The following is a 13776-nucleotide window of genomic DNA, read 5'->3' as shown; positions in this document are numbered from 1 at the left end:
ACGCCCTCGCTTTAAATGTTGGCAGCCGTATTGCCGACACCAATCAAACGAATAAGTGTGGATACCGTCTTATGGAGCAAAACCCGCAGTCACAGCTGAAACTTCTTGTCCAACGCGGTAAGGAGCAAGGCTATCTGACCTATGCCGAGGTCAATGACCATCTGCCGGAAGATATCGTCGATTCAGATCAGATCGAAGACATCATCCAAATGATCAATGACATGGGTATTCAGGTGATGGAAGAAGCACCGGATGCCGATGATCTGTTGCTGGCTGAAAACTCCAACAACACTGATGAAGATGCTGAAGAAGCCGCTGCACAGGTACTGTCCAGCGTAGAATCTGAAATCGGACGCACGACCGACCCGGTTCGCATGTACATGCGTGAAATGGGTACCGTTGAACTGTTGACCCGCGAAGGCGAAATCGACATCGCAAAACGCATTGAAGACGGGATCAACCAGGTTCAGTGCTCCGTTGCCGAATACCCGGAAGCCATCACCTATCTGCTTGAGCAGTACGATCGCGTTGAAGCGGAAGAAGCGCGTCTGTCCGATCTCATCACCGGCTTCGTCGATCCAAACGCTGAAGAAGATATGGCGCCGACCGCCACCCACGTTGGATCTGAACTGTCTCAGGAAGAGATGGATGACGACGAAGACGAAGATGAAGAAGACGACGACGACAGCAGCGATGACGACAACAGCATCGACCCTGAGCTGGCGCGCGAGAAGTTTGGTGAATTGCGTACCCAGTACGAACTGGCTCGCGACACGATCAAAGCCAAAGGCCGCAGCCATGCTGCCGCTCAGGAACAGATCCTGAAGCTGTCTGAAGTGTTCAAACAGTTCCGTCTGGTGCCTAAACAGTTCGACTACCTGGTTAACAGCATGCGCGTGATGATGGATCGCGTACGCACCCAGGAACGCATCATCATGAAGCTGTGCGTTGAGCAGTGCAAAATGCCGAAGAAGAACTTCATCACCCTCTTCACCGGTAACGAAACCAGCGAAACCTGGTTCAACGCCGCTATCGCGATGAACAAGCCGTGGTCTGAAAAACTGCACGACGTGAAAGAAGACGTGCATCGCGGCCTGATGAAACTGCAGCAGATTGAAGAAGAGACCGGCCTGACCATCGAACAGGTGAAAGATATCAACCGTCGTATGTCCATCGGTGAAGCGAAAGCCCGCCGTGCGAAGAAAGAGATGGTTGAAGCAAACTTGCGTCTGGTTATCTCTATCGCCAAGAAGTACACCAACCGTGGTCTGCAGTTCCTGGATCTGATTCAGGAAGGCAACATCGGTCTGATGAAAGCGGTAGATAAGTTTGAATACCGTCGTGGTTACAAGTTCTCCACCTACGCAACCTGGTGGATCCGTCAGGCAATTACCCGCTCTATCGCGGATCAGGCGCGCACCATCCGTATTCCGGTGCATATGATTGAGACCATTAACAAGCTCAACCGTATTTCTCGCCAGATGCTGCAGGAGATGGGTCGCGAGCCGACGCCAGAAGAGCTGGCCGAGCGCATGCTGATGCCGGAAGATAAGATCCGTAAAGTGCTGAAGATCGCCAAAGAGCCTATCTCCATGGAAACACCGATCGGTGATGATGAAGATTCGCATCTGGGTGATTTCATCGAGGATACCACCCTCGAGCTGCCGCTGGACTCTGCCACCACCGAGAGCCTGCGTGCCGCAACGCACGACGTACTGGCTGGCCTGACCGCCCGTGAAGCGAAAGTGCTGCGTATGCGCTTCGGTATCGATATGAACACCGACCATACGCTGGAAGAAGTGGGTAAACAGTTCGACGTAACCCGCGAACGTATCCGTCAGATCGAAGCGAAAGCGCTGCGTAAACTGCGCCATCCGAGCCGCTCTGAAGTGCTGCGTAGCTTCCTGGACGACTAATCCAGGCACACAGCAAAAAGCTCCCAAACGGGAGCTTTTTTTTGTTTTTTCCTCGCTCCTGGAGGGGCTCTGAACGCAGGGGGCTCACAGCCCCCGCACCACCAGCGCCTCATCCAGCTCCCGATACGCCTCGACCAGCTTATCCAGCGTCGCACGGTTTAGTCCACTCGGGTTTGGCAGCACCCAGACCTGCGTCACGCCAATCATCACGCTCTGCTTACCCCACTGCACCCCACGCTGGCTAAAAGCCTGCTCGTACGCCTGCTTGCCCAGAATTGCCAGCGCGGCGGGCTGGTAGTCTTCCATTTTCTTAATCAGCTCGCGGCCCCCACTGCGCAGTTCATGCAAATTGACCTCGCTGGCCTGCACCGTGGGCCGCTCTACCAGCATGGTAATGCCGCAGCGTGTATCCAGCAGCCGTTGTTCCTCTTCCGGTTTGAGTTGCGTATCGGTAAAGCCTGCCTGGTGTATGACCTTCCAGAAGCGGTTTCCCGGATGGGCGAAGTGGAATCCGGTGTGGGCCGACGACTTACCCGGATTGATACCGCAGAACACAACGCGCAGGCCTGGCGCAAGAATGTCGTTAATCATTATTACTCCCGATAGATGAATCACTATAGAAGTATAAAAGATTGAAAATACGTTGTTTATAAAAACAGCAGGCAGGCGCGTATGGCTGGATTGCAGCGGGGAGTTACATTATAATCCTTCGCCACGGCCCCTTAGCTCAGTGGTTAGAGCAGGCGACTCATAATCGCTTGGTCGCTGGTTCAAGTCCAGCAGGGGCCACCAAATTTTAGCTTTAAAATCATATAATTAAGCCACTCTATCGAGTGGCTTTTTTGTTTCCTTGGCTATCAACGTCCCCTTTTTGTCCCCCCAAATATCACGAGGGAACCGACAACTAGTGGTTCAGCCTTTGATTGCGGTAGGTTTTGAAGACGTTATAGCAGTTTCCGTTTACTGGCTAAACGTATTTCACCAAGTAATGTAAGGCTTATATGATTGCTTTGAGGCTATTTTCTTTTGATAAGCCCTTTAACCCATTCAACAAAATCTTCCACTACTTTGCTGGTTGGTGTGGCAACGGAAGAAAGCACGCTATCTCCGTCTTCTTTTTCTGTTGGATCGACCTCTGATTTAAATAATGCTTTCATAAGGGCAAGCAGAAGCGTTAAACCAACCCCCAAAATGAATGCGACTAACGTGATCAGAGGGCTTGCTGATAACCAATTTGTCGACTCGACAAGGTCACGAGCAACATCACTTCGAATGGAATTATTTGCGACAAATTTTCCTTCAGCATGCGCTATGCTCTCAGGAGGCGAAAGTAATTTTAAGGCTTCCAGGTGCTCTACAGCAGGCTCTTTTATTGTATTCAAAGCACCGGAAACTGCGGTTGAAATTGTACCTTTGTAACTCAGAAGTCCTGTTGCAACCTGTTGGCTCAGTGAAAGACCGGTACATAAAAACCAACCAGCTAAAATCAACGTAAAAGCGAATAGAAAGCCCCTCATCAAGCGTCGATCATTGAAGTCTTTACTAATTCGATCTAGATATGCTTTTGTTCTTGGAGGAGTATTTCTGGGAGCGCTGCCATCATTTGTAGCAGGTTCATCGTAGTCGACACCTTGAGGTACGTCGTCAGTAGGAAGACCATTTTGTGTAGCTGAATCTGTTTGCTGTGAGTTTTGCATGAAAAAAGCCACCATAATTTTAGGTGGCTTTATATTAGTTCAGCTAGTTAACTTTTTGAACTCAAATAGGATAACCTAAGTTTTTAAGACGCCAATACATCGCCTTTTCTGAAACATCAAAATAATAAGCAAGCTTATTGATGTCAGTTACGCCCTCTCGCTTAACGAGCATGTTCACTGCATCGCCAGGCATAAGCAGTTCTGCAGCAAAACGGTTTGCTTCAGTCTCAACCCTCGGATTGTCCGGATTACTGTTTGTTGAGTAATCACGCAGACAGCGGTTGTAAAGTGCAGTATGGCCTAATACGTGATGCGCGAGTTCATGCGCAACAGTAAAGCGTATACGAGAGTGACTGTCGAACTTGTTGTAACCAATCATCTTTTTACCATCAGACAAAATCTCAGCCATACCACTAACGTTTGGATTTCGTTCTGAATTAAGCGGAAGTACATTGATTCCCATTTGTTGCGCTATGATGTCAGGATTAACGGGAAGTACCCCATCCCAATAGGAATCAAGTACAGATCTTACCGTCCTCGCTTCCATAATGTTTCCCCTTTCTAGTCTCACGACAGTAATCGAAGAGCTTCATGACGAAGCTGGTGCATCAAACAATGATACCTAACTCTGTCATTCAATTTACCTCAAAGGTAATGAATTGTCACGAACACGATTATTCGTGAAATGCAAGATCTGCTAACGGGCGCGTGTATAAATTTAATGCCATTTGAACGAATTCGTAAGTGCTTCCACTGGCTAATACTTCTATCCTAAACATCAGAACTGGATCCATTTACATAATGTTAATTATAGTCATTTTCAGTCTCTTCAACCGTCCAAATCTCTTAGTGTGCCAAACACCGCTTGCGTTTGTCGCATTTCATCCTGCAGCCTTTCAGATCCTTAAGGGGATCGCACTCGCCAACAAAAAAACAATAAAAATAAATATAATCAATTGGATACAACCATGCCCCAACCTTACCTTAAACTCGAAAACTGAAAAACACTGAAATTCTTTTCAATCTTTTCAGTTCTGGCTTTGCGGCAGACCGCCAGCAGCGGCGCGGGCTGGCGGTCTGGTTTGTAGAAAAATAAAACTGAAAAATTTTTATGATCCAAAACCCGCAGGCGGGTGCGGTGTAGTGCCGTTTTTGTCTGCGACACATTTATTTTGTCAGGCTGTGACGCGCTCAGCGGCTCGCTGTGCTCACGATCTGTTTTGGGTGTTGAGGCGGGTTTGATTCTGTCAGCGCCGCGCATACTGCGGCATTTAACCAGTTCATTAACCGGCACGCATGGCAGGCAGTGAATCTGCGCAAAAAAGCCATCAATGATGGGTTGAGTCTTCAGAAAGGTAGAAAAAACCGCACCGTTCCAATCAGTAAAGAGCTCTACGACTCTCTGCCTGAGGATAAAAAAGGCCGGTTATTTAGTGATTGTTAAGGCGCGTTTCGGTCAGCTTTGGAAAGAACAGACATCGCTTTACCAGCAGGACAACTTATCCACGTTTTACGCCATACCTTCGCCAGTCACTTTATGATGAATGGTGGTAATATTCTGGTCTTACAGCGTGTACTCGGCCACACCGTCATCGAAATGACAATGCGATCTGCGCACTTTGCTACGGATCACTTAGAAGACATAGTAAGGCTTAATCCGCTGGATTGGAATGAAGAGCGTTAATCTAATCTCATGGTGAGGAGGAGAGCGAGCTGACCTACCCGATGCTTTGAGTAGTTGAGTAATCGAAACAGAACAGATTGCTTCACTGAGCGGGATCGTAAAGGCAGTCTGTATGATTGAAAGAATAGATATGATGGAAACACCAGCCTTCGGTGAAACATAAACTACTCTTTGCTTTTCCTCTTTGAGAAAATAGTCGTTAACCCCTAAGCCAAGAGCAGCAGCGGCACGCTCAATCGCTTCTTGGATTCTTTTGGAATCTATCGCGATTTTGCGTCCATTATGCTTTATGAGTACTCCGCCTAGAAGGTCCTGCAATCTCTTCTCCCGTTTCGTTTATCCTTCCAAATCAAAAGAGCTACCCCTCATTTGACTGGCTGCACTGGAGGTGATGACCCCTCCATTTTAAGTGGTTACTATGCTATTAAATGCAATTTTATTTTGTTATCTGGTTTCATATAACCTCCTGAATTACATAATTTTATAAAGGAGATGACTTACAAACTTTGCTGCTGCGCTTATTGGCTCCTTAAACATGGCTAAGCAATCGAACCATCCGAGCGCTTTAAAGGATCTGTAAATACTTAAAACATGCGAAAACACAGTCAAAAATTTAATCAACCTATTGTTTTCATTACCTTTAAAACGAGAACATTTACGACACTTAGGACATGCGTTTTTAGCGCAGGATTTTGATTTTCTTTTTAGCTTCATGTCATACCCCAAAACATGGATACAAGGATATGAGAAGCCACCAAAACCACTGTAAAATAGTCCTGTCGGATAAAGGTTAAAAACCAGGACGTATTGCTTTTATAAGGCCATGTGTACTTACACGCAAGAGCCAGCTTTGTAAAAATAGTTAATGGCGATAAAGTGGCGGTAGAAATGGCGAAAGATGGGTAATTCTTGGCAAATAGTGGCAATCTATATCATTGATAAATAATGCAAATCATTGATTTTCGGTTGTTCTTGTAGGAACTACATAATCGCCTGGTCGCTGGTTAAAGTCCAGCAGGGGCCACCAAATTTTGTTTGAGAATCAAAGTATTAAGCCACTCTATTGAGTGGCTTTTTTGTTGCCTGGCTCAAGATTAACGGTAAAGAACCCCCTGCGACGTTTTATCTGGCAAGTCAGATCAGACAGCTCCTGCACTAATGCACTAAATACGGCTCCTGCACATAATCCCTGACAATATAAACCATGTCATGTAGCAGCCCGGCAAGGTCATCCGCCACCGGTTTTGCCAGCGTGTTACCCAGCAATGCCTGCGTTAATGACTGGAGATATCCCACCGTCAGACAGGTGTCATGCCACAGATCCGGCATGCTGCTGGGAAGCAATTCATCGGTGGTGAGACGGATAAGCAGTTCGGGCGGCAGGTCATCGTCGCAGAGTTGTGCCATTCGGGTGAACGCCTGGGATAAGCGGCCCAGGATCGCTATACGCTCGGCGGGGTCATTAGTTTCAAGCAACACATTCACAAAGCCGGTACAGAAGTCGGTGACCTCGAACAAATTGGCCGAAGCAGGTAACGGCGTCGCGAGCAACTGAACGGTAAAGCTGTCGCGGCAAGGGGTGTAAAGCAGATTGGGGATGGTTGTCATTTTGTTGTCTCCGTTGAGTATTAAGAGCCACAACCTGAGTTCCTAAGCACAGGAGAGTGGCAGCGCTGACAGGGTTAGGAACCGGAACTCAACGAAAACCGGCCAGCCTTTCGGCTGCCCTGCCAGCGCCACCAAAGATTTTACAGAGGTGTACGCTGGCCCGATACATAAACATGTACCACCGTTGAGTAGTTCGGGTTCCTACGCCCGGTTACAGATTCTCTGCAACGCCTTCACCCTACTCCCGCCTTTCCCCTGTAAAAAGCGAAATCCACCGCCATGTTTCCCTTCTGCGAGCCCTCTTCCGTAATGAATGTAACGGATTCATCATTCAGGCGAAAAAACCGTAAAAACTAAAGAAATCCCCCATCGCGCCGATCATCATCCGTGTGTATTATTTCCTGTAGCTCTTACCACAATTACCCTTAACTCAAATACTTAAGCGCCAAAGCGAAAGGCATCATGAGCACTCCGATAAAACGGCTAGAAATCATCAAAAATGCCATTGAACTGGAAGACGACGACATCATCCTGAGCCAGCTCGCCAGGCTGAAAAGTGAAGCGTTTGACGATGAGCTACAGGCAATCGTCGTGGCGCTTGAGCAGAAAAATTATACCGCCGCGATGGCCGCCATCACCGCCTGGCTGCAGAGCCAGCGCGCCGTCACCCCGTGGCGCGATCCCCAGCTGGCGGCCAGTAAGCTGGAATTGAAAGCGCTGGAAGAGCGCCTGCGCGATCTGATTGACCGTCGTAACGCCCGCGTCCAGCAGCTGGATGAGTTTAACGACAGCTATTTCTCTCGCCTCGGCCCCCTGATGACCCAGATCCTCGCCCTGCGTAAAACTCTGGCGGAGCTGAATCTGCGCCGTCAGCAGGCGGAGGCGCGTCGGCGTGAAGAGGATTATCGCCGCTGTCAGCACTATATGGCTCAGGCGGTGGAAGTGCTGGCCACCCTGACCCAGCGCTGGCGCGACCTGCCGGCAGACTCGCTGCAGGCCGCCGAGGCGCGTAAACAGCTGCAGCAGCAGAGTAACCTGATTGCCAATCTGCTGGCCGAAGCGCAGGAGCTGGAGATCGGTTTAACCCGCGAAGAGGAGCCTGCCCGGCAGGCTCGGGATGAGGCCAACGACGAGTATGAAAAATACCGCGAGCAGCATCACGAAGCCGAAGTGCGGCTGCGTAAAGGTAAGGACTTATCAGAAGAGGATAAGAACGAGTTAAAACGCCTCTGGCGTCAGGCCAGTAAGCTCTGCCATCCGGATCTGGTGGCGGACGATCTGAAAGAAGAGGCGAATGCCATGATGGTGCAGCTCAATCAGGCTAAACAGCGGGGTGACGTGAAGGCCATCCGTTCGCTGGTGGCGCGCCTGCAGCAGGGCTTTGAGCCACTGATGGCCAGCGACAGACTGAACGATCTGGAACGTATCCGCAAAAAGATGAACCAGGTGCGCGAGCAAATCGACACGCTGGTGAACGAGCTGGCAGAGCTGGAAAAAGAGGAGTCCTGGCTGCTGGTCTCTTCCCTGAGCAATATGGAGGCCTACTTCGCCCAGCAGGAGAAAGCGCTGAACGACGTCCGCGCCTCGCTCGAACATCAGGTGAACGAAGCGCAGTTGGATTCAGCGGCCTGACTATTTTGCGTGCCAGTATGCGCTGGCACGCACCAGCTGTTGATCAATGGCATCCGTTTCAAACTGGCGGCTCAGGTTTTTCACCATCTTCCCTTCCCCGGTCAGCCAGATAAAGTAATCCGCCGCGGGCACGCTTAAGGTCGCCAGCGTGTCGGCAACCGCCTGCTCGTTATGCCCCACAACCCAGTGAATGTTAAACACGCTCAGATGTGCCAGATACTCTTTATATGCTTCGTCACCCACCGTCACCACCGCGTGGATCTCCGGGCGTACCGGCAGCGCCGCAATGGCTTCAAGACGACGACGAAGGGCCGGCATGCCCGATTCATCGCACACGTACAGCTGCCAGGCATAATCTTCCGGCACAACCAACGAACCGCGCGGGCCGCCGATGGTCAGCTTATCGCCCACTTTGGCCTGCGCCGCCCAGTCGCTGGCGAGACCGCGTTCGTGGATGAAGAAATCGAGCGCCAGTTCATGGCGCGCCGCATCGTACAGGGGGGTGTAATCGCGCGCCTGCGGGCGCACGCCCTCGCCCCAGTCGATCCCCTCTTCCGTGACGACCGGCGGCACAAAGGTCGTCCCCGGCTCAGGGAAAAAGACTTTGGTATGGTCGTCAAAACCGCGAGAGCTAAAGCCTTCCAGCGCCTCGCCGCCTAAAACAATGCGCTGAAATCCGCCGCTGATGCGCTCCACGCGCAGCACGTCCAGTTCGCGAAAACGCAGCGCATTGCGCACGCGTTGTGGGTATCGGGTCGATGTCATTTTTCTGCCTTCGTGATGATTTACGATATATCTAAATTAATTTTAAATGATAATGATTGCTAATAACCAGGATTGCAAGTTTTTTTTGATAGCCTTTTAATTCTCCCTGATACGAATCCACACCCATAAAATAAATCATTTTAATCATTGAGTTAGGAACAAATTGGCGTGAACATTTGCAAATAAGAACACTTTAGATATAAATTAGATATATCAAAATAAGGAGCCAACTCTATGCGACACGCACATCCTGAACGCGACCACGATCATCACCCCCACGGCGGCGGCGGACGTCGACAGCGATTCTTCGGACACGGCGAGTTACGGCTGGTCATCCTCGACATTTTGACCCGCAATGCCAGCCATGGTTATGAGTTGATTAAAGCGATCGAGAGCCTGACCCAGGGCAATTACACTCCAAGCCCGGGCGTGATCTATCCGACGCTGGATTTCTTGCAGGAGCAGCAGTTTATTACCATTACGGAAGAAGAGAACGGCCGCAAAAAGCTGGCCATCACCGTGGCCGGGCAGCTGTGGCTGGATGAAAATCTGGAACAGCTGGAGCAGATTCAGACGCGTATCAAAGCGCGCTGCGTGGGTGCCCAGTTACGTAAAAACCCGCAGATGAAGCGGGCTCTGGATAATTTTAAAGCGGTGCTGGATTTACGTGTTAACCAGGCCCCGCTCAGCGACGCGCAGCTTAAGCAGATTATCGGCGTGATCGACCGCGCGGCGCTGGAGATCTCCCAGCTGGATTAAGCCACGGCTTCATCACGCAGGCGGAAGATTTTCACCATCTCTTTCAGGTGTCGGGCCTGATCGTTCAGTGCCGATGCCGCCGCAACGGACTCCTCTACCAGCGCAGAGTTCTGCTGGGTAGTGGAGTCAATCAGGCCGATGGCGCTGTTGATCTGGGAAATGCCTTCCGTCTGTTCGCGGCTCGCCTGGCCAATCTCGCGCAGAATGGCATCCATCTCTTCCACGTTCCCCACCATCCCGTTGATCAGAGCGCTGGCTTTCTCAACCAGTTCCATGCCTTCCTGCGTCTGGCTGGTGGAACTCTCAATGAGCTGGCGGATCTCACGGGATGACGAGGCGCTTTTCTGCGCCAGCTGACGTACTTCCCCGGCCACCACCGCGAATCCGCGCCCGTGCTCGCCCGCGCGTGCCGCTTCTACGGCGGCATTCAGCGCCAGAATATTGGTCTGGAAGGCGATGGCATCGATCAGGTTGATAATGTCAGACATGCGGTTAGAGGTGTCGTTAATCAGACGCATTTTCTGCGTCACCTGCTTCATCATTTCACCGTTATTTTTCACCACCAATGCCGCATCGGCAGAGAGGTGAGTGGCATCGCCCGTGTGGGCTGCGGTGTTCTTCACCGTCACGGTGATCTGCTCCATCGACGCCGCCGTCTGCTCGACGGAACTGGCCTGCTCTTCAGTCCGGGCTGCCAGATCCTGGTTGCCTGCCACAATCTGCGCCGCCGCGCTGGAGATGCTCTCGGAGCCGGACTGCACCTCCTGCACAATCTCCTGCAGACGGGTTTTCATGGTCATCAGCGCGTTCAGCAGAACGCCGGTCTCGTCACGGGAGCGGCTGACCACCGTTCGGGTGAGATCGCCCTCGGCGATAGATTCCGCCAGCGAGACGGCCTGGCCCAGCGGATGGGTGATTGAGCGGGCGATAAACCAGCCGATCACCGACGCCGCCAGCACGCTTCCCAGCGCCAGCAGGACCAGGATCATACGGTTCGATTTGAAGTCGCGCTCAACGTCGTCACCACCCTTCTGCATCTCGCGGTTCTGCACCGCAATCAGCTCCTGCACTTTCACTTTATAAGCTTGCTGCAGCGTCAGGGTCGTGGTCATCATCTCGGCCACCGCGCCCGGGCGGTCATTATTTTGTATGGCTTTCAGGATACGGAAGCGGGACTCAAGATATTGCTGGCGTATCTGGCTGAAGTCGGAGAGGATTTTTTGCGATTCTTCGTCGTTGAGCCTGTTGGTCAGGTCAGTAGAAATGCGCGTGATATTTTCACTTATCGCCTTCAGATGCTGCTCCGACGTGGCGGTGTAGGTGCCCTGGTCATCCAGCAACATGAGCTGCTGGGTACTGACAAATTCCTGGAACTGTTCGATTAACTGATTGGCTTTTACCGTGGTGGGATAATCCTCAGAAATGATGGTCTGCATACCGCTATTAGCCCGACTCAGGCTCAGTAAGGAGAGACCGGAGCTCACTATCATGAGTAAAATAATGAACCCAAACGCCAGAAATAATTTTGTGCCGATCCTTACGTTATTTAAAGACATATTAACTCCATCGATGTGATTATTTCTTTGACGAGGGGGTTATCGGTCGGTTTTTAGCTAACTTTATGACTTTGATCGCTTTTTTCTTAGAAACCACTATCAAAGAATAGGTATCGCCTATTAAATGCGGGTAATCGATCGTTTTAGCGCCTGTATTTAAGTGAATTGACTTCTGCGCAAGAATAAGCGCGCATTATTTCTGGTTATTATTTCATCGGGAACTTTAATTATTTAATATAAAATTAACATTCCCTGCGGCTTTACCGCGGAATAAAAAAAGCCGCTTACTTAAAATAAATAAGCGGCTTTTTCTTCTGCGGGACCTTTAGTGTAAAACGGTGACCGCATCCTCCAGGCGTTTCGCCCGGTGCTTCACCATGGCGGAGACATGCGCGCTCTCTTCCACCAGCGCGGCGTTTTTCTGGGTGATGCCATCCAGTTCTGCCACGGCACGTGTCAGCTCGGATAAACCGGTGGCCTGTTCCGATGTCGAGTGGCTAATCTGGGCAATCAGGCGGGTGACGTTCTGAACCTGCTCAACGATATCATCCATGGTCTGGCCGGCGGCATGCACCTGCTCCGAACCTGACTGCACCTTACTGGAACTGGCATCAATCAGCTTACGGATATCATTGGCCGCGCTGGCGCTGCGGCTCGCCAGATGGCGCACTTCGCCAGCCACCACCGCAAAACCTTTCCCCTGCTCACCCGCACGGGCCGCCTCAACCGCAGCGTTCAGCGCCAAGATGTTGGTCTGGAAAGCAATGTCATTAATCAGTTTAGTGATTGAGCCGATGCGCTGGGTACTGTCGGCGATCTCATCCATCGTCCTGACTACCGTCTGCATCGCGCTGCCCCCTTCGGTGGCCGCGCCGCTGGCCGCCATAGAGAGCTTATCGGCGGCGGCGGCCGTCTCTGAGTTGCTCTGCACCGATGCCGCCATCTGGTTCATGGTGGTCACCGTCTGCTGCACGTTGGCCACGGTCTGACGGGTGCGATCGTTCAGATCTTCGTTGCCCTTCGCCAGTTGGTCACTTCCGTCGCGCACGCTCACCACCTGGCTTGATACGTCATTGATCAGCCAGCGGCACATCAACCCTAACTGCCCCACCGCACGCAGGGTCAGCCCCAGTTCGTCGCTGCGGTTGAGGTGCTCTACGCTATTGCGTGCCCCGGTCGCCACGTTCAGCGCCTGGCGCGCAACGTTCTCGATCGGGCGTACAATCTGCTGCTCAAACAGCAGGGTGCCTGTCAGCATGATGAGGGCACTGGCCGCCAGCGGCGCCCAGCCTGCAGAGGTGGCCAGCAGCACCGCGGCAAGCACCACAAACAAACCGGCCATCACGCTACGCACCCGCCAGCGCAGCGGCAGAGTGGGCAGCTTGCCAGACCAGCCTTTACGCAACACTAGCCCTTTATGCAGACGTTTGTTACTGCGTCCTTCGTTCAGCGCTTTGTAGAGCGGCTCTACCGCGGCAATCTCTTCCGGCGTGGCCTTCGCGCGAATCGACATATAACCCGTCACCTGCCCGTTACGCACCATCGGCACGGCGTTGGCGCGCACCCAGTAATGGTCGCCATTTTTGCGGCGGTTTTTCACAATGCCGCTCCACGGCTCGCCCTGCTTCAGCGTGTACCACATATCGGCAAACGCGGCTTTTGGCATATCCGGATGGCGTACCACATTGTGCGGCTGGCCCAGCAACTCATTCAGTTGGTAGCCGCTGACCTTCACGAAAGTATCGTTAGTGTGGGTCATGTAGCTGTTGAGGTCAGTGGTGGACATCAGAGTGGTGTCATCGTCCAGAGGATACGCATTCTGGGTGACATACGATTGAGAAGACATGTGAGCATCCCTTGCAGGTTATTTGAATGTTAATTTCGGGGGTTAATCTCTTTTCGGCGGTAGGGAATTTATCTTTAGTTGTTAAATTCGATCGAGATCGCAAATCATCTCTAAACCGCACTTTTAGTACGCTTTTCTAATCTATTGATTCAAAATACTTTCATGGTGAAATTACTCACAAAGCCTTACCCGTTAAGGCCTACTTAAGTAGCGTACGCCGCACCACGTCAGTGCAATTGACGAAAATGAGTGCAACGCAATGGCCCGCGACCCCACGCCAAAACCGCCTCCGCTGCGTCTCACATGATTAAAT

12 protein-coding genes, 1 tRNA gene and 2 pseudogenes are annotated in these 13776 nt (G+C 51.4%); 5 read left to right on the top strand and 10 right to left on the bottom strand.

The features are described from left to right. Positions 1–29 precede the first annotated feature (29 nt). The gene (gene rpoD, locus B3511_RS19465; protein ID WP_281069593.1) at positions 30–1916 is read left to right on the top strand and encodes an RNA polymerase sigma factor RpoD; all 1887 of its coding nucleotides are present in this window, start codon (positions 30–32) and stop codon (positions 1914–1916) included. Between the two features lie 84 nt (positions 1917–2000). On the opposite strand, the gene mug is transcribed toward rpoD, so the two are convergent. After that, positions 2001–2507 carry a G/U mismatch-specific DNA glycosylase gene (gene mug, locus B3511_RS19460; RefSeq protein WP_040073960.1) on the bottom strand — a complete coding sequence of 169 codons (507 nt, stop codon included), beginning with the start codon at positions 2505–2507 and terminating at the stop codon, positions 2001–2003. Positions 2508–2632: 125 nt separating this feature from the next. On the opposite strand from mug, the gene B3511_RS19455 reads away from it, so the two are divergent. Beyond that, positions 2633–2708, top strand: a tRNA-Ile gene (locus tag B3511_RS19455). A gap of 224 nt (positions 2709–2932) precedes the next feature. On the opposite strand, the gene B3511_RS19450 is transcribed toward B3511_RS19455, so the two are convergent. From B3511_RS19450 to B3511_RS20700, 4 genes and pseudogenes are all read right to left on the bottom strand, one after another. Continuing rightward, positions 2933–3613, bottom strand: a complete 681-nt coding sequence (locus B3511_RS19450; protein ID WP_286790093.1) for a hypothetical protein — start codon at positions 3611–3613, stop codon at positions 2933–2935. 61 nt (positions 3614–3674) lie between these two features. Further along, complete coding sequence (locus B3511_RS19445) at positions 3675–4160, bottom strand: ImmA/IrrE family metallo-endopeptidase (RefSeq protein ID WP_286790092.1); 486 nt, start codon at positions 4158–4160, stop codon at positions 3675–3677. A gap of 432 nt (positions 4161–4592) precedes the next feature. Continuing rightward, complete coding sequence (locus B3511_RS19440; RefSeq protein WP_286790091.1) at positions 4593–4874, bottom strand: hypothetical protein; 282 nt, start codon at positions 4872–4874, stop codon at positions 4593–4595. A 9-nt stretch (positions 4875–4883) separates the two neighbouring features. After that, positions 4884–4968 (bottom strand): annotated as a pseudogene (locus B3511_RS20700) (hypothetical protein); the annotation flags it as partial. Here B3511_RS20700 and B3511_RS19435 point away from each other — a divergent pair. Further along, positions 4965–5297, top strand: a pseudogene (locus B3511_RS19435) (tyrosine-type recombinase/integrase); the annotation flags it as partial. The pseudogenes B3511_RS20700 and B3511_RS19435 overlap by 4 nt on opposite strands. Here B3511_RS19435 and B3511_RS19430 read toward each other — a convergent pair. Further along, positions 5247–5615 (bottom strand): hypothetical protein, encoded by a 369-nt coding sequence (locus B3511_RS19430; RefSeq protein ID WP_286791486.1) that lies wholly within the window; start codon positions 5613–5615, stop codon positions 5247–5249. The pseudogene B3511_RS19435 and the gene B3511_RS19430 overlap by 51 nt on opposite strands. 837 nt (positions 5616–6452) lie before the next feature. After that, the gene (locus B3511_RS19425; protein ID WP_286790090.1) at positions 6453–6905 is read right to left on the bottom strand and encodes a hypothetical protein; all 453 of its coding nucleotides are present in this window, start codon (positions 6903–6905) and stop codon (positions 6453–6455) included. A gap of 462 nt (positions 6906–7367) precedes the next feature. On the opposite strand from B3511_RS19425, the gene B3511_RS19420 reads away from it, so the two are divergent. Beyond that, positions 7368–8537, top strand: a complete 1170-nt coding sequence (locus B3511_RS19420; RefSeq protein WP_046885826.1) for a DNA repair protein — start codon at positions 7368–7370, stop codon at positions 8535–8537. Here the strand turns inward: B3511_RS19420 and B3511_RS19415 are convergent, their stop codons facing one another. Then, entirely contained in the window at positions 8538–9302 is a 765-nt protein-coding gene (locus tag B3511_RS19415; RefSeq protein ID WP_233800540.1) for a siderophore-interacting protein, read from the bottom strand. A 234-nt stretch (positions 9303–9536) separates the two neighbouring features. Between B3511_RS19415 and B3511_RS19410 the strand changes: the two genes are divergently transcribed. Further along, on the top strand, positions 9537–10061 hold the full coding sequence (locus tag B3511_RS19410) for a PadR family transcriptional regulator (protein WP_286790089.1): 525 nt from the start codon (positions 9537–9539) through the stop codon (positions 10059–10061). Here the strand turns inward: B3511_RS19410 and B3511_RS19405 are convergent. Both B3511_RS19405 and B3511_RS19400 read right to left on the bottom strand, forming a co-directional pair. After that, on the bottom strand, positions 10058–11617 hold the full coding sequence (locus tag B3511_RS19405; protein WP_286790088.1) for a methyl-accepting chemotaxis protein: 1560 nt from the start codon (positions 11615–11617) through the stop codon (positions 10058–10060). The genes B3511_RS19410 and B3511_RS19405 overlap by 4 nt on opposite strands. A 325-nt stretch (positions 11618–11942) precedes the next feature. Beyond that, positions 11943–13463 carry a methyl-accepting chemotaxis protein gene (locus tag B3511_RS19400; RefSeq protein WP_212476705.1) on the bottom strand — a complete coding sequence of 507 codons (1521 nt, stop codon included), beginning with the start codon at positions 13461–13463 and terminating at the stop codon, positions 11943–11945. Positions 13464–13776: the final 313 nt, after the last annotated feature.

It is taken from the genome of Leclercia sp. UBA1284 (assembly GCF_002308415.1).
GTDB classification, from domain to species: Bacteria; Pseudomonadota; Gammaproteobacteria; order Enterobacterales; family Enterobacteriaceae; genus Enterobacter; species Enterobacter pneumoniae.
This window is presented reverse-complemented; position numbering and strand designations above follow the sequence as displayed.

Excerpts from the sequence above, each read along its gene's own strand:
- B3511_RS19405 (WP_286790088.1), bottom strand. The coding sequence starts at position 11,617 with ATGTCTTTAAATAACGTAAGGATCGGCACAAAATTATTTCTGGCGTTT.
- mug (WP_040073960.1), bottom strand. The coding sequence starts at position 2,507 with ATGATTAACGACATTCTTGCGCCAGGCCTGCGCGTTGTGTTCTGCGGT.
- B3511_RS19425 (WP_286790090.1), bottom strand. The coding sequence starts at position 6,905 with ATGACAACCATCCCCAATCTGCTTTACACCCCTTGCCGCGACAGCTTT.
- B3511_RS19415 (WP_233800540.1), bottom strand. The coding sequence starts at position 9,302 with ATGACATCGACCCGATACCCACAACGCGTGCGCAATGCGCTGCGTTTT.
- B3511_RS19450 (WP_286790093.1), bottom strand. The coding sequence starts at position 3,613 with ATGCAAAACTCACAGCAAACAGATTCAGCTACACAAAATGGTCTTCCT.
- B3511_RS19410 (WP_286790089.1), top strand. The coding sequence starts at position 9,537 with ATGCGACACGCACATCCTGAACGCGACCACGATCATCACCCCCACGGC.
- B3511_RS19440 (WP_286790091.1), bottom strand. The coding sequence starts at position 4,874 with ATGCGCGGCGCTGACAGAATCAAACCCGCCTCAACACCCAAAACAGAT.
- B3511_RS19445 (WP_286790092.1), bottom strand. The coding sequence starts at position 4,160 with ATGGAAGCGAGGACGGTAAGATCTGTACTTGATTCCTATTGGGATGGG.
- B3511_RS19400 (WP_212476705.1), bottom strand. The coding sequence starts at position 13,463 with ATGTCTTCTCAATCGTATGTCACCCAGAATGCGTATCCTCTGGACGAT.
- B3511_RS19420 (WP_046885826.1), top strand. The coding sequence starts at position 7,368 with ATGAGCACTCCGATAAAACGGCTAGAAATCATCAAAAATGCCATTGAA.